Below are 26,259 nucleotides of genomic sequence, written 5' to 3'. Positions count from 1 at the left end.
TCCGCCCGGCGCCGCACGCGAAAAATCAATTGCCCGGTGCGGTCCAAACGGCGTCGGAGATGCGCACCGCATTCGGGATCAGCTTGAGCTTGTAGAAGCGGTCGGCGGTCGCCTGCTGGCCGGCGATGATATCGTCGGTGATCGGGAAGATGCCGAATTTGCTGCGCTTGGCGGCGATGGTCTGTGCGTCGAGCGGCACGCCGGTCACCTCATGCAGGGCCGCGGCCACCTTGTCGCGGTTCGCGTCCGCCCATTTGGCAGCCTCGCCGAGTGCCGCGATCGTCGTGGCGACGACCTCGGGATGCGCCTTGGCGAAATCCTTGTTGCCGAGAATATAGCTGTTGACCTTGAGCACGTCGCTGGAGCGGGCCAGCACACGCGGCTGGTAGCGTGTTTCGGCGATGGCGAAGAATGGATCCCACACCGCCCAGGCGTCGATCTGGTCGCTGGCAAAAGCGGCGGCGGCGTCTGCCGGGCTGAGATAGACCGGCGTGATCTGGTCGAAGCCGACGCCCGCTTTGTCGAGCGCGGCGACGAGAAGATTATGCGCGCTGGTGCCCTTGCCGACGCCGACGCGTTTGCCCTTGAGCTCGGCGAGCGACTGGATCGGCGATGCCGGCTTGACGAAGATCGCCTCGCCATCGCCATTGGAGGGCATTGCCGCGACATAGACGATGTTGGCCCCGGCAGATTGTCCGAAGATCGGCGGCGCGTCGCCGGTGTAGCCGATATCGATGGCGCCGACATTGAGCGCCTCGACCAGCGGCGGCCCGGCGGTGAATTCGACCCATTTCACCGCGACACCCTTGTCGCTCAGCGCCTTCTCGACCACCTGCTGCTGCCGGGCGATGACCGGCAGGCCGGTCTTCTGGTAGCCGATGTTGAGTTGCTTCAGCTCTTGCGCCGAAGCACTGAGCGACAAGGCGACGCTCGCCGCCACAAGGCCGATGCCAAAAACGCGTCTGGTCAGGCTGAACATGATCCCTCGCTACGGATAGGCGCCGGAAAAACCGTGCGGCCGGTTGATTGAGGGATTAGGCTAGGTAGGTCTATAAATTTAGTAGAGAAACGATTTTGCGAGTTGGCGGTGTGGGGCGGAAATATTTTCTGCGGTCGAGCGGAGACAGCCGGTGCCGGCCTCTTTCTCCCCGTTCACGGGGAGAAATGCCCGGCAGGGCAATGAGGGGCAGCGCTGAAGTTGGCGATCCGCGCCTGCGGCGAATCTATTACCCAGGCTGGCGCCGCCCCTCACCTGCCTGCCGGCATCCTCTCCCCGTATAGAGACGGGGAGAGGGGCGCTAATCGCCACCCCTCACTGCGACCAATACTCCCACGCCCAGTAAAACCCTTCGTCGCGCGGTGGCAGGCGGTCGCGTTCGGCGTCGAGCTGCACCGGGGCTGGCGATTTCGGCTGCGGCTGTGGCAATTGGTTATCCCGCCAGGCGAGCAGCCAGTTGCCGAGATGGGCGAACAGCACGGCGGTGGATTGGGTCATGTCATCACTCCTTCTGTTCCGGGATCGGTGGTCCCCGCGCTGTGAGGTGAAGCAACCGGCCAAACCGGCGGGCCCTGTTGTCATTCGCGTCCCGCCCACGGAACCAGCTGACGCTCGATCCGGCGGATGATGAATTCCAGCACGAAGGCTATTGTCGCGATCACCAATATGCCCATCACCACGACATCGGTGACCAGGAACTGGGCGGCGGACTGGATCATGAAGCCGAGGCCGCGCGTCGCCGCCACCAGCTCGGCCGCGACCAGTGTCGACCAGCCGGCGCCGAGCGCAATGCGCAGGCCGGTCAGGATCGAAGGCAGCGCGCTGGGCAGGATGACATGGCGCACGACCTGGCGCTGCGTCGCGCCGAGGGAACGCGCCGCATCGATGCGTTCCTTCGAGACGCCGCGCACGCCGGAAGCCGTCGACAGCGCCACCGGCGCCAGCATGGCAATGGCGATGACCAGTATCTTTGACGGCTCGCCAATGCCGAACCAGATGATGACCAGCGGCAGATAGGCGAGCGGCGGGATCGGCCGCAGGAATTCGAGCAGCGGATCGAAAATGCCGCGACCGATCGTCGAGATGCCGATGGCCAGCCCAACCGGCACGCCGATGACGATGGCCGCGAGCAGCGCTGCGAAGACGCGGCCGAGGCTGGCAACGATATGCTGGAGCAGCGTGGCGTCGACGAAGCCGTCGCGGGCGACGACAATGAATTTGGTCCACACGGCGGCGGGCGAGGGCAAAAACACCGGCGACACCAGCTGCAGGCGGGCCGACAGCGCCCATGCCGCCAGCACGACCAGAATGGTAACGGCGCTGACCGCGCGGGAAGAGATCCAGCTGCGTTTAGGCCGCGGCCGCGACCACGGCACCGAGATGGCATCGGTTTCGCCGGCCTTGACGGTCGGCCGCTCATTGTACGAGGTGACGCTCATGCCGCCTCTCCTTCGAAGATCGCATCGGTGAGTTCGCCGCGCGCCCCGGCAAAGGTCGGGTCGGCCTTGATGGAGCGGATGGGCTCGCCCGCGGCATAGCGCCGGCTGAAGCCGGTCTCGAATGTCCGCACCACATGGCCAGGTCCCGGCGCCAGCACGACAATGCTTGTGGCCAGCACCAGAGCCTCCTCGATGCCGTGCGTGACCATCAGCACGCCGACTTGGGCGGCTGTCCACAAATCGAGCAGCGTCGTCTGCATGCGCTCGCGCGTCAGCGCGTCGAGCGCACCGAGAGGTTCATCGAGCAGCAGGAATTCCGGTGCGGCGGCGAGCGCGCGGGCCAACCCCACGCGCTGGCGCATGCCGCCCGACAATTCCCAGATGTGCTTGTCGCCGACGCCCTCGAGTTTCACCAGTCTGAGCAGCTCATCGGCGCGCCGTGCCCGTTCAGCCAGCGGCACGCCGCGCAGTCGGAGCGCAAAGGCGACGTTTTCGCGTGCCGTCAGCCAGGGAAACAAGGCATCATTCTGGAACACCACGGCGCGGTCCGGGCCTGGGCCGGTGATCGGTGAGCCGCCGATGGTGGCTACACCACGCGCGGGCTCGACCAGGCCGGCGGCGACATTGAGCAGCGAGGTCTTGCCGCAACCGGAGCGGCCGACCAGCACGACGAAATCGCCCTTGGCGACATCAATCGACACCCGCTCGACGGCCGGCTGGCCGTCATAGTGAACCGAGACCTTGTCTAGGACGAGATGGGACATGGAACAGGCTCCGAAAGAGATCAGCCTGCCCCGAAACCGCTCCTCGTTTAGCGGCTCCGGGACAGGCAACACGCGGCGTCAGGGAAGAAGAAACCGCGCGTGTTCAGAGCAATTCCAGGAAAAGTGTGAAGCGGTTTTCCGTCCGGAATTGCGTGAAAACGAAAATCAGTTCGAAGCCAAGGCTTCGGTGACGTATTTCGACGACACGTATTTCGAATAGTCCGGCAGCACGGCATCAATCTTGCCCTGCTCCTTGAGGAAGGCCGACGCCGCCTCGATCGCCTTCACGGTGCCGCCGCCGAGGAATTTGTCGGAGGCCTGCTCTTCCAGCGTCGGGAAGACGTAGCCCTTGAGCAGTTGCGGTACTTCTTCCAGCTTGGCCCCGGTGATCTTGGCGATCTTCGCCGCTTCCGGCGACGACACCGACCAGGCGTCCGGCTTGGCCAGGAACGCGGCATAGGATTCGCCGGTCACCTTGACGAAGTCGCGCACGGCTTCCGGGTTCTTGTCGGCGAAGTCGGTGCGCACGATCCAGGCGTCGAAGGTCGGCGCGCCCCAGGCGGCAACCTGCGAGGAATCCAGCACCACCTTGCCGGAGGTCTTGATCTGGCCGAGCGCCGGATCCCAGACATAGGCCGCGTCGATGTCGCCGCGGGCGAAGGCGGCGGCGATTTCCGGCGGCCTGAGGTTGAGGATCTCGACCGATTTCGGATCGACATTCTCGTGCTTCAGCGCCGCAAGCAGGCTGTAATGCGTGGTCGACACGAACGGCACCGCCACCTTCTTGCCGGCGAGGTCGGCGATCTTCTCGATGCCGGACCCGTTGCGGGCAACCAGCGCCTCGGATTCGCCGATCAGGCCGACGACGAAGATGGTTTGGATCGGCAGTTCCCGGCTGGCGGCTGCCGCCAGCGGGCTTGAGCCGACATAGCCGATATCGACCGAACCGGAGGCAACGGCGGCGATGACCTCGGCGCCGGAATCGAATTTGCGCCAGTCGATCGTGGCCTTGGTCGCCTTTTCATAGGCGCCGTCGGCCTGCGCCACTTTCGAAGGTTCGACCACCGTCTGGTAGCCGATGGTGATCTTGAGGTCCTGCGCCTGGGCCGGGCCGAGAAAGGCCGCACCCGCCAAGGCTGCCGACGACAGGAGGACAATGCGTCGCGAAATGCTGGACATGAAAAGGCTCCATGAAAGAGAGAAAAACCGGATACCTGTTCATAGTCAGCTAATTCTATCGTCCTTGTAGAGTTAAATCCTTCCAAGCAAAGCGGGCTTGTTAGAAAAAAGCCCCCGGCCGATACCCGTCAACGAACCGCGATCCTCTACGCGCGATCGTGTAGAGCTGGCGCAAACGCACACCCGGTCGTCTCGGCCGACCCAAAGAGAGCCTGTCATGCTGGTACGCCTGACCATGATCCGCAGCGGCGCAACGCCCGCCACGCGCAATGGGTCGTTCCCTCTCGATGAGGCGCTGGAGCCGCGATCTTTGGCGCTGGCGGCAACGATGACCCTGCGCCGTGCCGACCGGGTCTGGACCAGCCCGGCGCTGCGCGCCCGCCAGACCGCCGAGGCGATGGGGCTCAAACCGTCGGTCGAGCCGCTGCTGGCCGAGCAGGATTTTGGCCGCTGGGCCGGCAAGGGTTTCGCGGAGGTGCAGGCGCTTGATGCCAACGGCGTCGCCGCCTGGCTCGGCGATGCCGAGGCCGCTCCGCATGGCGGCGAGTCGCTGGCCGATGTGGCGCGTCGCACCGCGAGCTTCATGGACGGCCTGATTCGGACGAGCGGCCACACCATCGCCGTGACGCATGCCAGCGTCATCCGTGCGGCGATCGTCCATGTCCTCGGCGCGCCGCTTGCGGCCTGCCGCAGGATCGATGTCGAGCCGCTCAGCCTCACTGATTTGCGCAGCGACGGTCACCGCTGGATGCTGCGCTCGAGCGGCATACCGGTGGCCAAACCCGCCAAGTCTGACCAGTTGCAAGGCGACGGCGCCCAGTCCTGAGCGGAGGATTGGGCATTCGTCCTCGCCCATACCGATCTTGGTCCCCGACAGCGAACGAGATTGCGCGCAGCACGTTGGCCGAGCAAATCCATGCTGCAAACAGCCGCTGATTTGAAAACACGTTCCGCCGGTTCGAGGGTAAGTATAGTAATCTTATCGACATTGAGGAATGGAGGAGACGACGCGCGGCCACTCTGCCACCATGATCGCTCGCGGCATCCGACTGCCTTTGCGGCCCAGCCTGTGACCTTAACGGCACAAAGCCCTGCTAAAGTGGCCTCCGCGGCGTGAAAACACAGCAAAATCAAGGTTTCTCTGCTTGTATATCATGTCACTAGAATTTATCTGTCGAAGCAGCTTGCACGCGGCGGGGAGGCACGTCAGGCGTTTCGCAACCGATGGTTTCGAGCCATCGCCTGACAGGGAAGCGTTCGGTTTATGCTCACCAAAAAAGGCAAGTACGGCCTCAAGGCGCTGGTCCATCTGGCGCAACTGCCGGCCGGTCAGCTCGCCTTCGTCGGCGACATCGCCAGCGGCAACAACATCCCGAAGAAATTCCTCGACGCCATTCTCGGCGAATTGCGCAATGCCGGCTTCGTCCAGAGCCGCAAGGGCAAGGAAGGCGGCTATCGCCTGGCGCGCCCGGCTGACGAGATCAAGGTCGGCCATGTCGTGCGCGTGCTCGACGGACCGCTGGCACCCATCCCGTGCGCCAGCCGCACCCAGTATCAGCGCTGTGAAGACTGCAATGAGGCGACATGCCAAGTCCGACATCTGATGCTCGAGGTCCGGCAGGCCATCGCCGAGGTGCTCGACCAGCGCACGCTGGCCGAGATGCGCGACATCGTCCTCGACGACCTTACGGTCGCGAGCGACATCAACGGCCTGCCGTTGACGCAGAAGGTCCTCGCCTGATCCTGAGCGTGCGCACATGAGTGTCGGGCGCACCAATTCGATCATTGTTGTCGGCGGCGGCGCCAGCGGCGTCGTGCTTGCCGCGCATCTCCTCAAATCGCCCCACCCCGATCTGCGCGTGACGCTGATCGAAAAGCGTCCGCATTTCGGCCAGGGCATCGCCTATTCGACCCTCTTGTCGGCACATGTGCTCAATGTCAGCGCGGCAGGCATGAGCGCCTATGCCGACGATCCCGGCAATTTCTGGCGCTGGCTGCAGGCGCGCGGCCTGGTGAGCCAGGAGCAGACGCCGCAGACACCCTTCTACGCGCCGCGCAGCGTCTATGCCCGCTATCTCAAGGAACTTTTGGACGAACTCGAAGAGCGGGAAAAGGAAACCGGCCGTCTCAGGCTGATCCGCGAGGAGAGCCTGTCGATCTCGCCGACCTCTTCCGGGGTCGAGGTGACGCTCGCCAACGGCACCAGCGTGGTCGCGCATCTGGCGGTGCTTGCCACCGGCCATGACGAACAGCCCGGCGCCGGCCAGGGCCACGCCATCCGCATGGGCACCGAGGCCGACACCGCGCTCGATCCTGATGCCCGCGTGCTGGTGCTGGGCACGGGGCTCAGCATGGTCGACGCGTTTCTTTCGCTCGAGCAGCGTGGCCACAAGGGCGAGATCGTCGCCGTGTCGCGGCGCGGCCTGCTGCCGTCACCGCACCGCAAGGGCAACCCGATCAAGCTCGACGTCGCCGACATTCCGCTCGGCACGCAGCTGTCCTATTTCGTCAGCTGGTTCCGCGACCTGATCCGAGAAAACCAGAAAGCCGGCATCGACTGGCGCGACGTCGTCGATGGTCTGCGGCCCTTCAACCAGAAGATCTGGCAGAACTGGCCATCCTCGGCCAAGCGCCGCTTCGTCGAGCACACCAAGGCCTGGTGGGATATCCACCGCCACCGCCTGGCGCCCGAGGTGCATGCCCGCGTCACCGAAGCGGTGCGCACCGGCCGCATCCGCCCGGTCGCCGGCCGTGTCGTCGGCATCGAGGCGGGCGATGGCTTCGCCGTCGACATCCAGTCGCGCCACACCCAGGCGCTCGAGACGCTCCAGGTCGCCCGCATCTATGACTGCACGGGCATCGCCAGGGACATCTCGACGACGTCGAACAGCGTCGTGCGTTCGCTTGTCGATCGCGGCCTGGCGCGGCCCGACCCGCTGCGGCTCGGCCTCGATGTCTCAGCCAAATGCGAAATCATCGCCGGCGACGGTACGGCCTCCGCCAAGATACTAGCCGTCGGCCCGCTGACCCGCGGCACCTTCTTCGAGATCGACGCCATCCCGGATATTCGCGTGCAATGCGCGCGGCTGAGCAAGCAATTGCTGGGCTGAAGCAATTCCCGGAAAGACTATGAATCTGACAGATCCCGTATTCGGCTCGACTCGAGAGTGCTTTCCGCCATCGCCCTATGGGCTACCCGGCGGCAGGCAAAAGAATGGCCGGTGTGGAGGATGCTTGGGTTGAAAGCGTGCCGCACCGGCCATCGCGGGATTAGGCTTGGATTTTGGGATCGTCGCCCCGCACTGGCAAAGCTACATATATATTAGCTTCATCTCAATTAAGACTGAAGTCCCTGCCGTAATGGGACATCTGGACACCATTTCTGGGAAAAGTGTGAGCGCTTTCCCCGGCCAAAGCGCGTTAGCGCTTACCCAGGGAAGTGCGTCAAAAATCAAAGAGGGAGCGCGCGTTCAGCCGCCCAATGCCTCGCACACCAGGCGTGCCCTGACTGTTTCCCGGTTCTCGCAAGTCGACCGCGACGCCGGGCAACCGCTCGTGGAATTCCATTCCCCCTCTGGCCAGTTGATTGGCACGATCTACCTTCTTTCCGCCTGCAAACGGCTGGAAAAGAAGCTACGCTGCCGCTCTGCCGGCTGAATCAAAGAAGTAGAGCATGATGTCGTCCGAAAACCGCTCCGCACTTTTCGGCATCATGCTCTTGGCGGTCGCTTGATCAAGGGAGCACATCGATATGAGCGAGCACAGAAAAGCTGCGCCAGGCAGTTCGGACGGCGCGTTGTCGCGCCTGCGTCCGCCCTATGCCTCGGTCCTCGACCTCATCGGCCAGACGCCGGTGGTCGAGCTGACCAAATTCGACACCGGAAAATGCCGGCTGTTCATCAAGCTTGAAAGCCAGAATCCCGGCGGCTCGATCAAGGACCGCATCGCGCTGTCGATGATCGCCGCGGCCGAGAAACAGGGCAAGCTGAAGCGCGGTGGCACCATCGTCGAGGCGACCGCGGGGAATACCGGCCTCGGCCTCGCCCAGGTCGGCATCCCCAAGGGCTACCGCATCATCCTCGTCGTGCCCGACAAGATGTCGCGCGAAAAGATCCAGCATCTGCGCGCGCTCGGCGCCGAAGTGCGCATGACGCGCTCCGATGTCGGCAAGGGCCATCCCGAATATTATCAGGACATGGCCGAGAAGATCGCGGCGGAAACGCCTGGCGCCTTCTACGCCAACCAGTTCGCCAACCCGGCCAACCCTCTTGCGCATGAGACCACCACCGGCCCGGAAATCTTTGCCCAGCTCGACGGCAATCTCGATGCCGTGGTCGTCGGCGTCGGCTCCGGCGGCACGCTGACCGGGCTTGGCCGCTACTTCGCGAAAGTCTCGCCGAAGACCGAGATGGTGCTGGCCGACCCGGTCGGATCGGTGCTGGCGCCGCTGATCAAGACCGGCAAGATGGAAGAGGCCGGCAGCTGGACCGTTGAAGGCATAGGCGAGGATTTCGTGCCGCCCAACGCCGACCTGTCGCTGGTCAAAAAAGCCTATTCCATCCCGGACAAGCAGAGCATGCTCGCCGTGCGCGATCTCTTGTCCAAGGAAGGCATTCTGGCCGGCTCGTCCTCCGGCACGCTTTTGTCGGCGGCGCTCCGCTATTGCCGCGAGCAGACTGTTGCAAAACGTGTCGTCACCTTCGTCTGCGACAGCGGCAACAAATATCTGTCGAAGGTCTTCGACGATTTCTGGCTGGCCGAGCAGGGTCTCGCCGAACAGGAGCAGCATGGCGATCTGCGCGACCTCGTCATGCGCTCGCACCGCACCGGTGACACTGTGTTCGTCGGCCCCGACGAGAGCCTGCTCAACGCCTATGGCCGCATGCGCCGCTCCGATGTCTCGCAGCTGCCAGTGCTGGACAATGGCAAGCTGGTCGGCATCGTCGACGAGAGCGACATCCTGGCCAAGGTCGACGGCCCCTATGACGGCCGTTGGGACCGCTTCAACGCTCCCGTCCGCACCGCCATGACCTCCAATCTGCACACGCTGCAGGCCAGCCAGACGCTGGATGCGCTTTTGCCGGTGTTCGACCGCAACGAGGTCGCCATCATCTTCGATGGCGACGAGTTCGTCGGCCTGATAACCCGTATCGACCTGATCAACCATTTGAGGCGCGCGCGATGACCGCACACACCCCGACGGGCAAGAACCGCCTGGCCTTTTCGACCCGCACCATCCATGGCGGCCAGAGCCACGACCCGCTGACCGGCGCGGTGATGGTGCCGATCTATGCGACCTCGACCTATGGCCAGCAGTCGCCCGGCGTGCACAAGGGTTTTGAATATGCCCGCAGCCAGAACCCGACGCGCTTTGCCTTCGAGCGCGGGGTCGCCGATCTCGAAAGCGGCTCGGCCGCCTTTGCCTTCGCCTCCGGCCTGGCGGCGATCTCGACCGTGCTCGAACTGCTCGACAGCGGCGCCCATATCGTCGCCACCGACGACATCTATGGCGGCTCGTTCCGGCTGATGGAGCGGGTGCGCAAGCGCTCGGCCAATCTGCAGGTGAGCTTCGTCGACTTCACCGACCTGGCCGCCGTCGAAGCCGCCATCCGTCCGGAGACGAAACTGCTCTGGGTCGAGACGCCGACCAACCCGCTGTTGCGCATCGTCGACCTCGAAGGCGTTGCAGCACTCGCCAAGCGCAAGGGCGTTTTGACGGTCGCCGACAACACCTTCTGCAGCCCCTATATCCAGCGGCCGCTGGAACTCGGCATCGACATCGTCGTCCATTCGACGACCAAATATCTCAACGGCCATTCCGACATGGTTGGCGGCGTTGCGGTCGTCGGCGACAACAAGGATCTCGCCGCCCAGTTGAAATTCCTGCAGAACGCCATCGGCGCCATCTCGGGCCCGTTCGACAGTTTTCTGGCGCTGCGCGGCATCAAGACGCTGGCGCTCAGGATGGAGCGGCACTCGGCCAACGGCCTTAAGATCGCCAAGTGGCTGGAAGCCCGCAAGGACGTCCGCCGCGTCGTCTACCCCGGCCTGCCCAGCCATCCTCAGCACGCCATTGCCAAAAAGCAGATGCACGCCTTCGGTGGCATGATCTCGGTCGACCTCGACCGCGACCTCGCCGGCACCAAACGCTTCCTCGAACGCACGCAGCTGTTCACCCTGGCCGAAAGCCTCGGCGGCGTCGAAAGCCTGATCGAGCACCCGGCGCTGATGACGCATGGCTCGATTCCCGCGGAAAAGCGGGCCGCGATCGGCATCTCCGATTCGCTGGTGCGGTTGTCCGCCGGCATCGAGGATGGCGATGATCTGATCGCGGATCTGGATCAGGCTTTGCGGGGATAAACGAGCAGGATGCGCACCGATGTCTGACGTCGGAGGCGCTAGCCGGCGAGATTGATTTTGCCGATATGCTGGTTTCAGCGCGACGCGCCTAAAACCCAGACTCGCCCCCGTTAACACAATCGGAAGCCTTTGCTTAACCCTTCGCCGCTATGTCCCCTCCGGGGAGGCGTGACAGAGTGAGTGTGATGGACAACAGCCCCGAAAAGCGCAGCGAATGGCGCGCCATTTTTTATGTGCAGGCCCGCGTGGCCATCCTGTTCGTCCCGGTCGTCGCCAGCCTTCTGGTCATCGCCGCGCTTGCCGGCAACCAGCGCAATCCCGACGCCATCGACCGCACCGTCACCGGCTCGGTGAAATAACGGGGCAGTCGTTAGCTGACAGCGCAGCCCCGCCTCAGAAAAACTTCGGGATCGGGCCGTTCTGCGGCGTCACGTCGCCGTCGAGGTCGATGAACACCTCGTCGACAAAGCACCAGGCCCAACCCTCAGGCGGGTCGTAGCCTTCGATGACCGGATGCTTGGTGGCGTGGAAATGCTTGGTGGCGTGGCGGTTGGGCGAGTCGTCGCAGCAGCCGACATGGCCGCAGGTGCGGCAGAGCCTGAGATGCACCCACATCGAGCCGCTCTTCAGGCATTCTTCGCAGCCGAGCGCGCTCGGCGTCACTGTCTTGATGCCTGTCGTGTGTCTGCATTCATCCATCATGCTCTCCTGGCCAGTTCGGGCGCTGCTGCGCTGGTTCGCGCGAGATAGGCATGCAAGGCCGCCACCACCTGAGCGCCTTCGCCAACGGCGGCCGCCACCCGCTTGACCGAGCCGGAGCGCACGTCGCCGATGGCGAACACGCCGCTGCGGCTTGTCTCCATCAACCCCGCCGCGACGTCCGCGCCGGTGCGCACGAAACCCTTGGCGTCCAACGCCACATTGCAGTCGGCCAGCCAGTCGGTGTTCGGGTCGGCGCCGATGAACAGGAACAGATGCTGGATCGGGCGCGTCGTCTCGATGCCGGTCACCTGGTTGCGCCAGCTGAGCGCGGTGAGATTGCCGCCTTCGCCTTCCAGCGCCACGATCTCGGTCTCGCCCAGCACCTCGATGTTGGGCTGCGCCTCGATGCGCTCGACCAGGTAGCGCGACATGGTTTCCCTGAGGCCGCCACGGCGCGCCAGCATCGTTACCTTGCGCACCTGGCTGGCGAGATAGACCGCCGCCTGGCCCGCCGAATTGCCGGCGCCGACCAGCGCCACTTCCTGCCCGGCGCACAGCCGCGCCTCAATCGGCGAGGCCCAGTAATGCACCGACGTGCCCTCGAACTCGGCCAGATTGGCGATGTCGAGGCGGCGGTAGCGCGCGCCGCTGGCGATCACCACGGTGCGCGCGCGCAGGTTCTCGCCGTCGCCGACGGCGAGCGTGTAGCCCTCGCTCGCTGCGCCGAGCAGCTTCGCCTCGTCGGGGATGACCATTTCGACGCCGAATTTCTGCGCCTGGTTGTAGGCGCGCGCCATCAGCGCCATGCCGGTAATGCCTGTGGGGAAGCCGAGATAGTTTTCGATGCGCGCGGAGGCGCCGGCCTGGCCGCCGAAGGCGCGGCAATCGAGCACGATGGTCGACAGCCCTTCCGAGGCCGCATAGACCGCCGCCGCCAGCCCCGCCGGCCCGGCGCCGACAATGGCCACGTCATAGACGATGTCTGAGTCGATGGGCCGCAGCAGGCCAATGCAACGGGCAAGTTCGGTTTCCCCGGGATTGTGCATCAGCTTGCCGTTGGGACAGAGCACGATCGGCAGATGGTGCGGGTCGACATGAAAATGCTCGATCAGTGTTTTGGCGCACGGATCGCTGTCGGAATCGAGCGCGCGGTGCGGCTGGCCGCTGCGGCGCAGAAAGCCTTGCAGCCGCAGCGTGTCGCCATTGCCGGCCGGGCCGATGACGATCGGCCCGCTGCTGCCGCTTTCCAGCAGCCCGACGCGGCGCAGGATCAGCGCCCGCATGATCCGTTCGCCGAGGCTGGCCTCCTGCACCATCAGGTCGCGCAGCCGCTGCGAGGGAATGACGAAAGCCTCGACCGGCTCTTTGGCCTCGGCATTGACCAGCGACGGCCGGCTCGAAAGCTGCGCCAGTTCGCCGATGAAGTTACCGGGACCATGGGTGACGATGGTCTCGCGCCGGCCAGGCCCGACATCCTGGGTGATGTCGACCGCGCCCGACAGGATGACGATCAGCCCCGGCGCCACACTGCCGGCGGTGACGATATGCTCGCCCGCTTCATAGGAACTCGCCTCGCCGAACCGGCGCATGCGTTCGATATCGGCCTCGGCCAGGATGGGAAACATCTGGTCGCGGCGGGTGACGGTGATGGGCTGAGCGGGTGGGGCCATGGGTGAGAGCGTAGCGTCATGGGCGCCGGGTTTGAAGCGGTTTATTGGCAGCCTGACCGGAAGGGCAGGTTTGGCCGCGCGACTTCGTCTGCATCAGGAGAAACGCTCCTTCTAAGGCCAACTAGACCGGCCACCTAGGCAGCGTTGGCAGCTGAAGCGTCTACGGCAAGCTCGTCGACTTTCTGGGCGTGCTCGGCAGCTATGTTGACCAAAGCGGCAGCTGTTTCCTGGGGTGTCCACCCTTGAGCCAATGCCGCCGCCACCAGCTCTCCAAATGCGGCCTCCAATGCGACTTCACAATTGATCTCCCGATCTTGGCTGGTCTCGGACAGGATCGGCGCTTGAACGGATTGCGTCATAACTTTGCACCTCAAGTACCGGTCTTACCGGAGTCCAAAAAAGCTCAATATGGCGATGACGATAACAACAGCCCCAACGGCCCATATGATCCTGTTCACGACGGCTCTCCCTGTTCGCACCAAAACCTAAATCGCAGGCAAGCTCCGGCTTCGAACCGCGATCTCAAACAACAGTCAGACGTGCTCCGTGTTCCCAAAAAGCCCTGCCCATAGGACCATTGCTCGTTTTATCGGACTTACGTCCTATGCGGACGAAACACGCTCTGGGCTGCCGAACAGGACTCGGAACGTCTGGTGATCGGCAAATGCGAGTGGCGCGTGCTTCCTTGGCTGACCGGACACGGGAGACCCGGGCGTCTCGAAGCCGCTCCGGTTCGGACTGAAGTCTTAACGCTCTACGACTGAATACCCTGAGCAGGAACAAAGGCTTACAGCCGCCGTTGCCTCTGGAGATACCTCAGGGAGGAAGAAATGGCTGACGGACCAACTGTTGTGAATTCTGGAGGAGGCGCAGGAACGGCGGTAGCGATTGTTGTTGCAATCGTCGCCATCCTTGCCCTGCTTTTCGTCACCGGCGTCATCAATCTCAATGGCGGCGGTGGAGGACAAGACATCAACGTGAAAGTCGACGTGCCCAAGGTCGAGGCGCCCGCCCCTGCTCCCAAGGCCGAGGCGCCTGCCTCTGCGCCCAAGGTTGAGGCACCTGCGCCCGCGCCGGCGGCTCCAGCCCCGGCTCCTGCCTCCGGCGGTTGAGCCGATCGGCTGCGGCTCCAGCGCGGGAGGAGCGCTGGAGCCAGCTTCCACCAGGGAACAAGACAATGGATGATCCGCACAACAGCGTATTGGAAGCTCGGTGGCTTCTTGCCGTGCCGGCTTCGGTGCTCTTCGCGGTCTTGTTGGCCGGCCTGATCCTGACCTGAAACAACTTTTCAACGCTGACTGGCGCGCTGGGAACTTGCCGTTAGCTGGTGCGAACAGGCCGCATGGCCCCGCGCTGCAAGGCAAACAATGCGACGACGAGCGCGACGTTTACCAGCGCGAGGCCGAGCAGAACGGTCAGCAATCCGCGCTCACCGGTATGTTGCAAGAGCAGCGCGCCGGCGGAGGGCGCCGCGGCTTGAGCGATCAAGCTCGGCATGGCGAGCCGGCCCATCAGCTTGGCGTAACCGCTGGCGCCAAACAGGGCGAGCGGCAACGTGCCGCGCGCGATCGATTCCAGGCCGATGCCGGCGCCGTAGAACACCAGGGCCACCGGCAGAACCGGCAGCCCGGTCCAGAGCGTCGCCACGCCGATAACCACAAAGGTCACCGAGGCGAGTTTGGTCCAGACCGGATGATGATAGCGGGCGATCGCCATTTCGATGGCGCGGGCGCCGACCTGGGAAGGACCGACCAGTGCGCCAAGACCGACCGCCGCGCCCAGCGCCAGGCCGGTGGATTGCAGCACGGTCAGCAGATGCACCGACAAGGTCGATGATATGACCGCCGACAGCGTGATGGCTGCCGCCAGCGTGGCCATCAGGGGCAGGCTGCGCGGCGCCAGTCCCGTTTCCGGCGCGGCAGCCGTGTGGGCAGACGCTTCGGCGGGAACGCCGCGCGGCAGGATAAGCAGATAGGCCGGCAATGCCACCACCAGCTGGATCGCCGCATAGACCAGGCACACGCCGCGCCAGCCGAACGTATCGAGCAGAAAGGCCGAAATCGGCCAGCACACCGTGCTGGCGAAGCCGCCAAACAGCGTCAGGCTGGTGATGGTCGAGCGGGCGCTGCGCCCATACAGCCGTCCGAGCGTGCTGAAGGCGGCGTCATAAAGGCCGGCGCCCATGCCGAAACCCATGATCAGCCAGCCGGCGACGAAGACGGAAAGGGTGGGCGACGCGGCCACCACTGCCTGGCCGATGCCGAGACAAACGGCGCTGAAGGCGAGCGTCATGCGGCCACCGTGGCGTTCGATCGCGGCACCGACATGCGGCGATATCAGGCCTGCGACAAGCAGCCCGAGCGACAGGCTGCCGATCACCCAGGCAAACGGCCAGCCGGTCTGCGCCGACACGGCAGGGCCGATGACGGCCGGCAGATAATAGGAGGAGCCCCATGCCATGATCTGCGTGAGGCCGAGCGTCGTGACGATGACAGGACGACTTGGGATTCCAGGCGATTCCACTCAGGCATGCTCCCAGGAAGCGAGCAAAGCGGCTATCGTCGGTGCCTTCACGAGCCCGTCAAAGCCCGCTATTTCTGACCACTCAAGAGGAAAGACCTGATGCGCATCGCGGTGTTTGATGAGAATGAGGCAAGGCTTCATGTGCAGGCCCTTGCCGAGATGCTGACCCAGAGCGTCGAAGACGGCGCGCTCGTTGGCTTCGTGCTTCCTTTCGACGAGCCTCAGGCGCTGGCACATTGGGAGGATGTTTTCCGTTCGGTGAGGGAAGGCGAACGGCTCCTCATCTGCGCCGATATAGACGGCCGTGTCGTCGGCACGGTTCAACTTTATCTCTCGCCGGAGCCGAACGCGCCGCACCGCGCCGAAGTCTACAAACTCCTCGTTCATCGCGACTTCCAGCGGCAAGGCATCGGTCTCGCTCTCATGGAGGCTGTCGAGCGTGAGGCCATCAGCAGAAAACGGTCCTTGCTCCTCCTCGATACGGTCGAGGGCGGGGCCAGCGAGCGACTTTACAGGCGGCTCAACTGGCACGAGGTCGGCTCTGTCCCGCATCACTTTGTCGACCCGCATGGCCAGCCGAAAGTCTCTATCTATTTCATGAAGCATCTGCCGCTTTAGGCTGCGCATGCCGGCCGTCGATGGTGGCAGCGAGCTCACGCGGCAACGCCGCAACCGCACCCAACCTTGCCGACAGCTTTTGCCTCGGCATCGGCGACACAGCAGGCATCCGCTTCCTTTGCTGCCGGGCCGCCGCAACAGCCTTTTGAGGCATCGTCAAGTGCAGAAGACGGCACCGTACAGACGCCGGTTTCCGGCAGCACCAGTTGCACTGCATCGGCGGAAACCATGTCGCCGGCAAGAGCGGCGGCGACGGAGCGGACCTGCTCATAACCCGTCAGCAGCAGGAAGGTTGGCGCCCTGCCATAGCTCTTGATGCCGACCGTGTAGAAGTCGGGCTCGGGATGGCTGAGCTCACGGTGGCCATGCGGCGGCACATCTCCGCAGGAATGCTCGTTGGGATCGATGAGCGGCCCCAGTGCCTTGACGCCTTCAAGCCACGGATCGAGGTCGAGGCGAAGCTCCCTGGTCAGCGAAAGATCGGGCCGCTGCCCGGTTGCGGCGATGATGCGGTCGACAGGGCCGACCTGGCGCAAACCGCCTGCGGTCTCGCCTTCGACGATCAGACGATTCTCCTGCGCGCGGATGGCGACGGTCGCAAATCCTGTTACCAGCGAGACGCGGCCACTTTCCGCCAGTTCGCGAACATCGGCGCCAAGCTCGCCGCGCGCCGGCAAAGCATCGGCATCGCCGCCGCCATAGATGCGCACGAGGTCGGTGCCGCGCGTCACCCAGATGGACGCGGTGCCGGGCTCGGCCTCGGCCAGTCTGGCGAGGTCGAGCAACGCATTGGCGGCCGAGTGCCCCGAACCGGCAACCAGCGTCGTGCGTCCGGCGTAAAGAGCGCGGTCACGGCCGAGAATATCAGGGATGCCATAGGCGATACGGCCGGCATTCTCTGCCTCGCCTTCGGCCGCGATTCCGCCGGCACCGAGCGGATTGGGCATCTGCCAGGTGCCGGAGGCATCGATGACGGCGCGGGCGCTGTCTCTCCTTGTGCCATTGGCCGTTTCGACCACCAGCATGAAGGGCCGCGTGCCGCGTGCGTTGCTCAGCACCTTGTCGGCGCCCCAGCGCGAGATGCCAACGACGCGAGCGCCGGTTTCGATCATCGGCGCCAGTTCTGGCAGCCCGGCAAGCGGTTCCAGGTAATGCTCGACAAGCTCGCCGGCGGTGGGGAATGCCTCGGGCTCAGGCATGTGCCAGCCATTGGCCTCGAGCAATTTTCTCGCCGCGTGAGCGATGCAATAGCGCCAGGGCGTGAACACTCTGACATGGCCCCAATCCCTGAGGTTGGACGCAACGCCGCTACCGGACTCATAGACCTTCACCGGCAGGCCCTGTTCCAAAAGATGGACCGCTGCCGCCAACCCAACCGGACCGGCGCCGATGACGGCAATGGCTAGATCGCTTTGCGGGGTCATTTCTATACCTTCCATCATTCCGGGATTATCGAAATAACAAGCAAAAAATTACGCGGCCACGTCTCCGGTGGCGGGAGTGCAGGCGGCATCGGCACAGCATTCGTCGGCGAGGAAACCGATCAGATCCTGCATGATGGGATAGTTGGCGCGACAGATCAGCGTCGTCGCCTGCCGTTCCTGAGTCACTAGGCCAGTGAGGATCAGCCGGTGCAGGTGATGCGACAAGGTCGAGGCAGCGATGCCGAGACTCTCCTGCAAATAACCGACCGGCCTGCCGGCTGCCCCGGCCCTGACCAGCGTGCGATAGAGGTTCAGCCGCGTCGGATTGCCGAGCGCTTCGAGCTGTTTTGCTGCTTGTTCGAGTTTCATGGAAATACAATACGCCCGTGACCGAGGCCGTCAAGTGTTATTTCGACTGCCATCGAAATAACACGCTGCTCAGATGACGCGCTTGCCCTCGGCATCGATGACGACCTCACCGTCCTCCTTTGTGAAGGCGCCGATCTGCGGATTTGGAAGGATATCGAGGACGGCTTCCGACGGCCGCGCCAGCACGACGCCGAGCGGTGTCACCACGATCGGCCGGTTGATCAGGATCGGATGAGCCAGCATGAAATCGAGAATTTCGTCGTCGCTCCATTTGGGATCGCCGAGGTTGAGCTCGGCATAGGGGGTACCCTTCTCGCGCAGCAAGTCGCGCGGTGTCATCCCCATCGCCGCAATCAACTCGACGAGCTTTTGGCGCGACGGCGGCGTCTTGCGATATTCGATCACCTCCGGTTCTTCGCCGGACTGACGGATGATCGCCAGGGTGTTGCGTGACGTGCCGCAATCGGGATTGTGATAGATGGTGATGGTCATTGCGCAGCTTTCATCTTGGCTCGGGTTTGGGTTCTGAAAGCAGCCAGCCGGCCAGCGCCATGGCGAGCAGCGCGCCCAGCAGTTCGGCGACGATGAAGGCCGGGACATCGAGCGGCCGGATGCCAGCAAAAGTGTTGGATAAGGCACGCGCGATGGCGACGGCCGGATTGGCAAACGAGGTCGAGGCCGTGAACCAATAGGCCGATGTGATGTAGAGCCCGACCAGCCACGGAATGGCGTCGCTTCGAAAACGCAGGCCGGCAAGAATAGTGAAGACAAGGCCAAAGGCGGCCGCGATCTCCGCGAACCACTGGCCGCTTCCGGCCCTCACGGTCTGGGAGATTTGCAGGATCGGCAGGTCGAACATGGCGTGCGCCAGGAACGTACCTGCGATGCCGCCCGTGATTTGGGCGATGACGTAGGCGATAGCCGCCTTTGTCTGGATTTCCCGTCGCAAGGCAAAGACCAGCGTCACCGCCGGATTGAAATGCGCCCCGGAAATCGGCCCAAGAATGGTGATCAGCACCACCAGCATAGCGCCCGTCGGGATCGTGTTGCCGAGGAGCGAAAGTGCCACGTCGTCGGTCAAGCGATCGGCCATGATGCCCGAACCGACAACGGCGGCAACCAGCATGGCGGTCCCGAGTGCTTCGGCGACAAGGCGTCGTGACAGGTCAACGGCCATGTTGCTAGCCAGCCTTGGGAAGAGTGCGGCCGATCTCGTCCAGTCGCTTCTGCAAAGCGAGCTTGTCGACCATATCCATCGGTAGGCTGACAAAGATCGAGATACGATTGTTGAGCATGCGGTAGGCGTCGGCGAATGCCAGGTGCTTTTCAGCATCCGTGCCCTCGACGGCTGCGGGATCGGGCACTCCCCAATGCGCCGTCATCGGCTGGCCGGGCCATACAGGACAGGATTCGTTGGCTGCGTTGTCGCAGACAGTGAAAACGAAATTCATCTCCGGTGCGCCCGGCACCGCAAATTCCTCCCAGTCCTTCGAACGGGCAAAGGAGGTATTGTGGTTGAGGGTCTTCAGAAGCTGCAGCGTATAGGGATGGACCGCACCCTTCGGATGGGAACCGGCGGAAAAGGCCTTGAACCTGCCGGCACCGACACGGTTCAGGATCGCCTCCGCGAGGATCGACCGCGCCGAATTACCGGTGCACAGAAACAACACGTTGTAGATCTGATCGCTCATGGCTTCCTCCCCTGCCATTTGCCGGCCTAACACTTGCAAGTCACTGCCTGGATTGCCGGCTGGCAAAGTTCCGGGGCACCGTTGCAGCAATCCTCCATGAGGTAAGCAAGCAAGTCGCGAAAACCGGTCATGTCGGCGACATAGCGAATGGTGCGCCCCTCGCGCTCGGCGCGGACCAGCCCGGCATGGCCAAGTATCTTCAGATGCGCCGACATGGTGTTCTGGACGATGCCTAGGCGCGATGCGACCTCGCCGGCGGGCACGCCTTCAGCGCCGGCCCGAACCAGCAGCCGGAAAACCTCCAGCCTTGTGTCTTGGCCAAGCGCCGCAAGCGCGAGAAGGGCGGTCTCTTTGTCCACGTATCCATAAATCCAGATTTATCGTCATGTAGCCAAGGCGTATGACATTTGGATGACATTCAGCAAATCGGATCGATCGTCGGCTAGACAGCTCTTGGCGAGGACAGACTACATCTGCGACGGCAAGATTGCGCCTGCAAGCTGGATCACCAAAGCAACAAAAAAGCCCGGACGAACCGGGCTTTTTGTCAGGCGTCTCAACCACGCTAGGCGGTTCGAAACGGGAATTTGGTGCCCAGAAGAGGACTCGAACCTCCACTCCTTGCGGAACACGGACCTGAACCGTGCGCGTCTACCAATTCCGCCATCTGGGCTGGTGCGGGCTCATGTAAGCGGGCAAGCGACGGGTGTCAACGCGCTTTTTTCAAACCCGCCTGGCGACGCGCCGGCTCAGTTTTCCAGCACGTCCTTCGACGCCACGGTGGAATCGGCGTTGAGCTTGTAGATCACCGGCACGCCGGTGCCGAGTTCCAGCTTGACGATCTCCTCGCCGCTCTTGCCGTCCAGCGCCATGATCAGCGCCCTGAGCGAATTGCCGTGCGCTGCGACCAGCACCGTGCCGCCCCTCAGCACATGCGACTGCATGTCGTGCAGATAGTACGGCCAGACGCGGGCGCCGGTGTCCTTCAGGCTTTCGCCGCCGGGCGGCGGCACGTCGTAGGAGCGGCGCCAGATATGCACCTGCTCTTCGCCCCACTTCTTGCGCGCGTCGTCCTTGTTGAGGCCGGAGAGGTCGCCATAGTCGCGCTCGTTCAGCGCCTGGTCGCGGATCGTCTTCAGATCGCTCTGGCCGACGGCGTCGAGAATGTGCTGGCAGGTCTTCTGCGCCCGGATCAGCGCCGAGGTGAAGGCGATGTCGAATTTCAGCCCGCGCGCCTTGAGCTTCGCGCCGGCTTCCTTGGCCTCCTTGTGGCCCTGCTCGGTCAGGTCGACATCGCGCCAGCCGGTGAACAGGTTCTTCAGGTTCCATTCGCTCTGGCCGTGTCGCACGAGCACGAGAGTTCCCGACATGTTTGCTCCTTCGAGTTGTGGGGTGGGTTTGAGCAATTCCAGGAAAAGTGTGTAGCGGTTTTCCGTCCGGAATTGCGTAAGAAAAATAGATGCCTCAGCTCAGGCCGAGCACGTCCCGCATCGAATACAGTCCAGGCTTCTTCGCGCGAGCCCAAAGCGCCGCCTTCACAGCACCGCGGGCAAAGATGGCGCGGTCCTCGGCGTGATGCGACAGCGTGATGCGCTCGCCGGTGCCGGCCAGGATCACGCTGTGGTCGCCGACCACCGAGCCGCCGCGCAAGCTGGCGAAACCGATCGTTCCAGGTTTGCGCACGCCGGTATGGCCGTCCCGCGCGCGCACAGCGTTGCCGGCAAGCGCAATACCGCGTCCGGCCGCTGCCGCTTCGCCGAGCAGCAAGGCGGTGCCCGACGGCGCGTCGACCTTGTGCTTGTGGTGCATTTCGAGGATCTCGATGTCGAAATCGTCGGCGTCGAGCGCGCGCGCGGCTTGTTCCACCAGCACCGCCAGCAGATTGACGCCGAGGCTCATATTGCCGGATTTGACGATCGTCGCGTGGCGCGCCGCGGCTTCGATCTTGGCGTTGTCTTCCGCCGAACAGCCGGTTGTGCCGATGACATGGGCAATGCGCGCCTGCGCGGCGTAGCCGGCGAATTCGACGGTAGCGGCCGGAGCGGTGAAATCGAGCACGCCGTCGGCCTTGGCGAACACCGGCAGCGGGTCGTCTGAGATCGTCACATTGATGGTGCCGATGCCGGCAAGTTCGCCTGCATCCTTGCCGAGATAGGGCGACCCAGCGCGTTCGACCGCGCCGACCACGAGCGCGCCGGGGATCGAATGGATGGCGCGGATCAGCGTCTGGCCCATGCGGCCGGCCGCCCCCACCACAACCAGGCCCATATCGCCGGATTCGCTCATACAGTCCTCCCCAACACCTTCTTTCCACGCGAACGCGGCAGCGGAGTTTGGATTGGCTTGGCGTCGTCGACAAGCCCCAGCCCCTTCTTGCCCTGCACGCGGTGGAAGCGGGCATAGACGCTGTGCGGATCGGCCATCAGCGAGGCATGCGTGCCTTCCTCGACCAGCCGGCCCTGCTCCATGACGATGATGTGGTCGGCATTGACCACGGTCGACAGGCGGTGCGCGATCACGATGGTGGTGCGGCCGGCCATGACGTGGGTGAGCGCTTCCTGGACGCGGGCTTCGGCCTCGTTGTCGAGCGCCGAGGTCGCCTCGTCGAGCAGCAGTATCGGCGCGTTGCGCACGATGGCCCGCGCAATCGAGACGCGCTGGCGCTGGCCGCCCGACAGCGTCGCGCCGCTTTCGCCGACCGGCGTGTCGTAGCCTTGCGGCTGCTGGCGGATGAAGTCGTCGGCCGCGGCCTGGATCGCCGCCTGCTCGATCTCGGCATCGGTGGCCGAAAGCCGGCCATACCTGATGTTGTCGCGGATGGTGCCTTCGAACAGATAAGGCGACTGCGAGACATAGGCGATCGAACTTCGCAGCGAGTGTTTGGTGACTTTGGAAATGTCCTGACCGTCGATCTCGATCGTGCCTGCATCGACATCGTAAAAACGCTGCAGCAGCGCCACCAGCGTCGTCTTGCCGGCGCCCGAGGCGCCGACGATGGCCGTCATCTTGCCGGCGGCGGCGGTAAAGCTCAGATCCTGCAGCACCGGCACTTCCTCGACATAGCGGAACGACACGTTGTTGAACCGCACCGCGCCGGTGGTGAAATGCGCCTCTGTGGCGCCTGGCGCGTCGCCCTGCTTCGGCTCGCGGTCGAGCAGCTCGTAGATCATGCGCGCATTGACCAGCGCCCGCTCCATCGAGACCTGCATGCGCGCCAGCCGTCGCGCCGGGTCATAGGCCAGGATCAGCGCGGTGATGAACGAAAACACCGCGCCCGGCGGCTGCCCGAGCACCAGTGCCCGATAGCCGGAATAACCGATGACCGCGGTCACCGCGAGGCCGGCCAGCATGTCGGAGATCGGCGACAGCCGTTCCGAGACGCGGGCGATCTTGTTGCTGCGCTGTTCGGCGCTGGCGGCGAGGTCGCCAATGCGGCGCGACAGCTCCTCCTCCATGGTGAAGGCTTTGACGATGGCGATGCCTTGCGTGGCCTCCTGCACGGCCCCGATCAGCCGGGAATTGATCAGCACCGATTCCCGGTTGATCTTGCGTACCCGGCGCGTGATGTAGACGACGGCCCAGATCAGCGGCGGTCCGATCAGCAGTGAACTCAGCGACAGCACCGGATCCTGGTAAATCATGACGCCGACAAGGCCGACCAGCGTGACGGCGTCGCGGGTGATCGAGACGATGGTCAACGACAAAAGGTCGCGAATACCGCCGACATTCTCATTGACCTGCGCCGCCAGCCGGCCCGAACGCGTGTCGTTGAAGAAGTCGACGCCGAGCTTCATCAGATGATCGAAGATGCGTCTCTGGTAGCGCGCCACCAGATTGTTGCCGATCGTGGCCAGCGCCACCGCCTGGCCGTAGCCGGCGAAGCCGCGGATCATGAAGGCGCCCATGAAACCGGCGCAGATCCACAAGACGGCGCCGCCCTGCCGTTCGTAGAAGATCTGGTTGACCATCGGCGCCATGATCCAGGCGCTGAAGGCCGTCGTGCCCGAAACCAGCAGCGAACAGATGATGGCGACGGCATAGTGCCAGTGATAGTCGCGGCTGTTTTCAGCCAGGATGCGGCGCAGCACCGCCGAGACCTCGGTCGGCCGCACCTTCAATCTGTTTGGGCTTTGAAGTGTCAAATCTGCAGCGCTTCGTCGGTTTCCTGGGTAGAGCGGGCCGGAATTCGGCCCCCTCTTAGCGCCCCGGCTACGGCTTGCCTATGGCGAAACTTCGTCGCGGCCGGGATCGCAGCCCGAAACAGCCCCAGGGGAAGGCAAGCGGATTACGCCCGCCAGCGCCGCCCCGCGGTCTGGACACCGAACAGCGACGGGTTGCGGGCATAGGCGGCGAGGCCGAGAAGGGCTGCCAGCGGGTGGGTGATGACATAGACCGGCATCGAGCGCATCAGCGCGCTGTGCGGCGCCTTGTCCTCGAAGGCGGAGCGGAAATTGCCCTCCTTCAACGCCGGCACGATCTTTTGCGCGATGCCGCCGGTCAAAAACACGCCGCCGCGGCTCATGAACACCAGCGCGAGATCGCCGGCGGTGCGGCCAAGGCACGTGACGAACAGCGCCAGCGCTTCCTCGGCGACCGCATCGGTCTTGGCCAGCGCCGCCCCGGTGATTTCGGCCGGCGTGGTGAAGGGAAAAGGCTTTCCGTCGGCCTTGGCCACCGCCCTATAGACATTGACCAGGCCGCGCCCGCACAGGATCTGTTCGCCCGAAATGCGGCCTTCGAGCTTCTCGATATGCGGGAACACCTCGAAATCACGGGGTGTGCGCGGCCCGATATCCATATGGCCGCCCTCGCCGGGCACCGGTATCCAATGGTTGAGCGCATGCACCAGCCCGGCGACGCCGAGCCCGGTGCCGGGGCCGAGCACGACGCGCCCGGCATTCTCCTCCGGCGTGCCGCCGCCGATCTTTTCCATATGCTCTTCGCCGAGCGCGACGACGGCCAGCGCCTGCGCCTCGAAATCGTTGAGCACGACGATGTCGCTCAGGCCCAGATTGGAAAACATCTGCTTCGGCTTCACCACCCAGGGACAGTTGGTGAGCGGGATCTCGTCGCCATCGACCGGCCCGGCGATCGCCAGCACCGCCGAATTCGGCCTCACCGACGAGCGGTCGAGCACCGCCGCCTGGATCGCCTCGTCGATGGTGTTGAAATTGGCCGTCTGCACGATCTGCGGCTCGCCGGCTTCCGAATTCGCGTCGAGCACGATCGAAAAGCGCGCATTGGTGCCGCCGATATCGCCGATCAGCACTGGAAACCGCAACGCTGCGTCGTCGTCGCCTGACATGCTCTTGATCGTCCCCTTTGCGACGCCGTTGCGCCCGTTTCAATCGATTGACTAGCGCATGGCCCTGGAAAGGGGAAGCGTCAGTTCGCCTTTACTGTCCGACGTTTGCCGGCGGCCGTCGCCTGGGCAGGGGAATGCCGATTTCCGGCGTCGCGGTGAAGGCGTTAGCGGCGCTTGGCAGGCCCGCCGCGTTGCCGTTGATGGGCGGCAAAGGCGCATCAGGTTCGGGCGCCCTGGCCGCGATCGGCACGCCGCCGCCGCGATAGGTGACGGCTTCCGCCGAGTCGGCATCGGGCTGGTCGAGCACGAACTGGCATTGTTTCGGCAGGTTCGCCATCGTCATCACGTCGCGTGCCTTGGGCGCGTCCGGGTTCTTGTTGGGCCTCCACGGCTCCTCGGTGAACCACCAGGCCAGCGGCTTGCCGCAGCCGTCATCGTCTGGCGTCGCTTCCTGTCCCTTGCAGTTGGGCGAGCCCGGCTGGCAGCCGATGCGGATGTGGAAGTGATAGTCATGGCCCCAGAACGGCCGGATCTTGCGCAGCCAGGAACGGTCGCCGGTGACGGTGTCGCAAAGCTTCTTCTTGATGCCGGGATTGACCAGGATGCGCTCGACCTCCGAATAGCTCGCCGCTCGCTTCAGAAGCTGCGTGTGCATCGGCTTCCACAGCCTGTCCTTCACCAGATGCGTCTTGTCGTCGACCATCAGCGTGGCGCTGATGTTTTCGCGCTCCTGGGTCGTGAGCTTGCGGTCGGGCATCGGTGTCAGCCAGATGTCGGCGTCGAGGCCGATCTGGTGCGAGGCGTGCCCGGTCAGCATCGGCCCGCCGCGCGGTTGCGAGATATCGCCGATCAACAGGCCGGGCCAGCCATCGGCGGCGGCATCGCGCGACAGTTTCTCGATCAGCGCGATCATCGTCGGATGGCCCCAGCGGCGGTTGCGCGAGGGACGCATCACCTCCCAGTTCTGCCCATCCATCGGAATGGCGACACCGCCGGTGAAGCAGCCCTTGGAGTAGAAGCCGAAGGATTGCGCTGCAGCCACCGCCGGCAGCTTCTTGGCGCCGAACAGGTCTTTTGCCCGCGGCTCGGCCGTGATTGCACCCGCAACCAGTCCGGCCAGTGCCACAATCGCCAGCGCCGCCGTCAGGAACGGCCGTCTGCCGGGCAAGGATCGCATCGAAATCGTCATAAGCCCCCTCTGCAACAGGCCGCGCAACT

Annotated in this window: 29 protein-coding genes and 1 tRNA gene; 9 read left to right on the top strand and 21 right to left on the bottom strand. The window is 64.1% G+C overall.

The features are described 5' to 3' along the window. Nucleotides 1–25: 25 nt before the first annotated feature. The 5 genes from AC1DXM_RS06745 to tauA form a co-directional block, all read right to left on the bottom strand. Nucleotides 26–979 carry a sulfonate ABC transporter substrate-binding protein gene (locus AC1DXM_RS06745; RefSeq protein WP_477232342.1) on the bottom strand — a complete coding sequence of 318 codons (954 nt, stop codon included), beginning with the start codon at nt 977–979 and terminating at the stop codon, nt 26–28. A gap of 333 nt (nt 980–1,312) precedes the next feature. Beyond that, nucleotides 1,313–1,495: a hypothetical protein gene (locus tag AC1DXM_RS06740; protein WP_203277380.1), complete on the bottom strand. Its 183-nt coding sequence runs from the start codon at nt 1,493–1,495 to the stop codon at nt 1,313–1,315. Nucleotides 1,496–1,575: 80 nt separating this feature from the next. Then, entirely contained in the window at nt 1,576–2,436 is an 861-nt protein-coding gene (locus AC1DXM_RS06735) for an ABC transporter permease subunit (protein ID WP_477232341.1), read from the bottom strand. Beyond that, nucleotides 2,433–3,200 carry a taurine ABC transporter ATP-binding protein gene (locus AC1DXM_RS06730; protein WP_477232340.1) on the bottom strand — a complete coding sequence of 256 codons (768 nt, stop codon included), beginning with the start codon at nt 3,198–3,200 and terminating at the stop codon, nt 2,433–2,435. Before AC1DXM_RS06730 ends, AC1DXM_RS06735 begins: the two co-directional genes overlap by 4 nt. A 165-nt stretch (nt 3,201–3,365) precedes the next feature. After that, nucleotides 3,366–4,379: a taurine ABC transporter substrate-binding protein gene (gene tauA, locus AC1DXM_RS06725; RefSeq protein ID WP_477232339.1), complete on the bottom strand. Its 1,014-nt coding sequence runs from the start codon at nt 4,377–4,379 to the stop codon at nt 3,366–3,368. A 217-nt stretch (nt 4,380–4,596) separates the two neighbouring features. Between tauA and AC1DXM_RS06720 the strand changes: the two genes are divergently transcribed. The 7 genes from AC1DXM_RS06720 to AC1DXM_RS06690 all read left to right on the top strand — a co-directional run bounded on the left by AC1DXM_RS06720 (nt 4,597) and on the right by AC1DXM_RS06690 (nt 11,098). Continuing rightward, nucleotides 4,597–5,205, top strand: coding sequence for a histidine phosphatase family protein (locus AC1DXM_RS06720; RefSeq protein WP_477232338.1), 609 nt, complete (start codon nt 4,597–4,599; stop codon nt 5,203–5,205). 438 nt (nt 5,206–5,643) lie between these two features. Next, entirely contained in the window at nt 5,644–6,120 is a 477-nt protein-coding gene (locus AC1DXM_RS06715; RefSeq protein WP_477232337.1) for an RrF2 family transcriptional regulator, read from the top strand. A gap of 16 nt (nt 6,121–6,136) precedes the next feature. Continuing rightward, nucleotides 6,137–7,489 (top strand): FAD/NAD(P)-binding protein, encoded by a 1,353-nt coding sequence (locus tag AC1DXM_RS06710; RefSeq protein WP_477232336.1) that lies wholly within the window; start codon nt 6,137–6,139, stop codon nt 7,487–7,489. 166 nt (nt 7,490–7,655) lie between these two features. After that, the gene (locus AC1DXM_RS06705; RefSeq protein WP_477232335.1) at nt 7,656–8,036 is read left to right on the top strand and encodes a hypothetical protein; all 381 of its coding nucleotides are present in this window, start codon (nt 7,656–7,658) and stop codon (nt 8,034–8,036) included. 94 nt (nt 8,037–8,130) lie between these two features. Beyond that, nucleotides 8,131–9,564 carry a pyridoxal-phosphate dependent enzyme gene (locus tag AC1DXM_RS06700; protein ID WP_477232334.1) on the top strand — a complete coding sequence of 478 codons (1,434 nt, stop codon included), beginning with the start codon at nt 8,131–8,133 and terminating at the stop codon, nt 9,562–9,564. After that, nucleotides 9,561–10,739, top strand: a complete 1,179-nt coding sequence (locus AC1DXM_RS06695; RefSeq protein ID WP_477232333.1) for a trans-sulfuration enzyme family protein — start codon at nt 9,561–9,563, stop codon at nt 10,737–10,739. The genes AC1DXM_RS06700 and AC1DXM_RS06695 overlap by 4 nt, the downstream gene beginning before the upstream one ends. A 176-nt stretch (nt 10,740–10,915) precedes the next feature. Next, entirely contained in the window at nt 10,916–11,098 is a 183-nt protein-coding gene (locus AC1DXM_RS06690) for a hypothetical protein (protein WP_477232478.1), read from the top strand. Between the two features lie 34 nt (nt 11,099–11,132). Here AC1DXM_RS06690 and AC1DXM_RS06685 read toward each other — a convergent pair whose 3' ends face one another. From AC1DXM_RS06685 to AC1DXM_RS06675, 3 genes are all read right to left on the bottom strand, one after another. Then, nucleotides 11,133–11,441 (bottom strand): UBP-type zinc finger domain-containing protein, encoded by a 309-nt coding sequence (locus tag AC1DXM_RS06685; RefSeq protein WP_162711954.1) that lies wholly within the window; start codon nt 11,439–11,441, stop codon nt 11,133–11,135. Beyond that, entirely contained in the window at nt 11,438–13,111 is a 1,674-nt protein-coding gene (locus AC1DXM_RS06680) for an FAD-dependent oxidoreductase (protein WP_477232332.1), read from the bottom strand. The genes AC1DXM_RS06685 and AC1DXM_RS06680 overlap by 4 nt, the downstream gene beginning before the upstream one ends. A 134-nt stretch (nt 13,112–13,245) precedes the next feature. Further along, a complete protein-coding gene (locus tag AC1DXM_RS06675; protein WP_477232331.1) occupies nt 13,246–13,470 on the bottom strand; it encodes a hypothetical protein in 225 nt (74 codons plus the stop codon). Nucleotides 13,471–13,941: 471 nt separating this feature from the next. Between AC1DXM_RS06675 and AC1DXM_RS06670 the strand changes: the two genes are divergently transcribed. Next, on the top strand, nt 13,942–14,223 hold the full coding sequence (locus AC1DXM_RS06670; RefSeq protein WP_477232330.1) for a hypothetical protein: 282 nt from the start codon (nt 13,942–13,944) through the stop codon (nt 14,221–14,223). Nucleotides 14,224–14,431: 208 nt separating this feature from the next. Here AC1DXM_RS06670 and AC1DXM_RS06665 read toward each other — a convergent pair whose 3' ends face one another. Further along, a complete protein-coding gene (locus AC1DXM_RS06665) occupies nt 14,432–15,571 on the bottom strand; it encodes an MFS transporter (protein WP_477232472.1) in 1,140 nt (379 codons plus the stop codon). A 162-nt stretch (nt 15,572–15,733) separates the two neighbouring features. Here AC1DXM_RS06665 and AC1DXM_RS06660 point away from each other — a divergent pair, with 162 nt between their 5' ends. Further along, nucleotides 15,734–16,252 (top strand): N-acetyltransferase family protein, encoded by a 519-nt coding sequence (locus AC1DXM_RS06660; protein WP_477232329.1) that lies wholly within the window; start codon nt 15,734–15,736, stop codon nt 16,250–16,252. 35 nt (nt 16,253–16,287) lie between these two features. Here AC1DXM_RS06660 and AC1DXM_RS06655 read toward each other — a convergent pair whose 3' ends face one another. From AC1DXM_RS06655 to mepA, 12 genes are all read right to left on the bottom strand, one after another. Next, nucleotides 16,288–17,676: an NAD(P)-binding protein gene (locus AC1DXM_RS06655; RefSeq protein WP_477232328.1), complete on the bottom strand. Its 1,389-nt coding sequence runs from the start codon at nt 17,674–17,676 to the stop codon at nt 16,288–16,290. A gap of 48 nt (nt 17,677–17,724) precedes the next feature. Beyond that, nucleotides 17,725–18,045, bottom strand: a complete 321-nt coding sequence (locus AC1DXM_RS06650; protein ID WP_477232327.1) for an ArsR/SmtB family transcription factor — start codon at nt 18,043–18,045, stop codon at nt 17,725–17,727. Between the two features lie 69 nt (nt 18,046–18,114). Continuing rightward, entirely contained in the window at nt 18,115–18,537 is a 423-nt protein-coding gene (gene arsC / locus AC1DXM_RS06645; RefSeq protein WP_477232326.1) for an arsenate reductase (glutaredoxin), read from the bottom strand. A gap of 10 nt (nt 18,538–18,547) precedes the next feature. Continuing rightward, entirely contained in the window at nt 18,548–19,222 is a 675-nt protein-coding gene (locus AC1DXM_RS06640; protein WP_477232325.1) for an aquaporin, read from the bottom strand. A 4-nt stretch (nt 19,223–19,226) separates the two neighbouring features. Then, on the bottom strand, nt 19,227–19,736 hold the full coding sequence (locus AC1DXM_RS06635; RefSeq protein ID WP_477232324.1) for an arsenate reductase ArsC: 510 nt from the start codon (nt 19,734–19,736) through the stop codon (nt 19,227–19,229). Between the two features lie 26 nt (nt 19,737–19,762). Next, complete coding sequence (locus AC1DXM_RS06630) at nt 19,763–20,095, bottom strand: ArsR/SmtB family transcription factor (protein WP_477232323.1); 333 nt, start codon at nt 20,093–20,095, stop codon at nt 19,763–19,765. Nucleotides 20,096–20,324: 229 nt separating this feature from the next. Continuing rightward, nucleotides 20,325–20,409: transfer RNA gene (locus tag AC1DXM_RS06625), tRNA-Leu, on the bottom strand. 76 nt (nt 20,410–20,485) lie between these two features. Continuing rightward, a complete protein-coding gene (locus tag AC1DXM_RS06620) occupies nt 20,486–21,106 on the bottom strand; it encodes a 2,3-bisphosphoglycerate-dependent phosphoglycerate mutase (protein WP_352583075.1) in 621 nt (206 codons plus the stop codon). Between the two features lie 94 nt (nt 21,107–21,200). Next, nucleotides 21,201–22,022, bottom strand: coding sequence for a 4-hydroxy-tetrahydrodipicolinate reductase (gene dapB, locus AC1DXM_RS06615; RefSeq protein WP_477232322.1), 822 nt, complete (start codon nt 22,020–22,022; stop codon nt 21,201–21,203). Then, on the bottom strand, nt 22,019–23,878 hold the full coding sequence (locus AC1DXM_RS06610; protein WP_477232321.1) for an ABC transporter ATP-binding protein: 1,860 nt from the start codon (nt 23,876–23,878) through the stop codon (nt 22,019–22,021). The genes dapB and AC1DXM_RS06610 overlap by 4 nt, the downstream gene beginning before the upstream one ends. A 143-nt stretch (nt 23,879–24,021) precedes the next feature. Next, entirely contained in the window at nt 24,022–25,050 is a 1,029-nt protein-coding gene (locus AC1DXM_RS06605) for a glucokinase (protein ID WP_477232471.1), read from the bottom strand. 82 nt (nt 25,051–25,132) lie between these two features. Next, nucleotides 25,133–26,230, bottom strand: coding sequence for a penicillin-insensitive murein endopeptidase (gene mepA / locus AC1DXM_RS06600; protein ID WP_477232320.1), 1,098 nt, complete (start codon nt 26,228–26,230; stop codon nt 25,133–25,135). Nucleotides 26,231–26,259: the final 29 nt, after the last annotated feature.

The organism is Mesorhizobium sp. P3_A2 (assembly GCF_056403115.1).
Note: the sequence above shows the minus strand (reverse complement) of the source record. Positions and strands in the feature narration are given on the sequence as shown.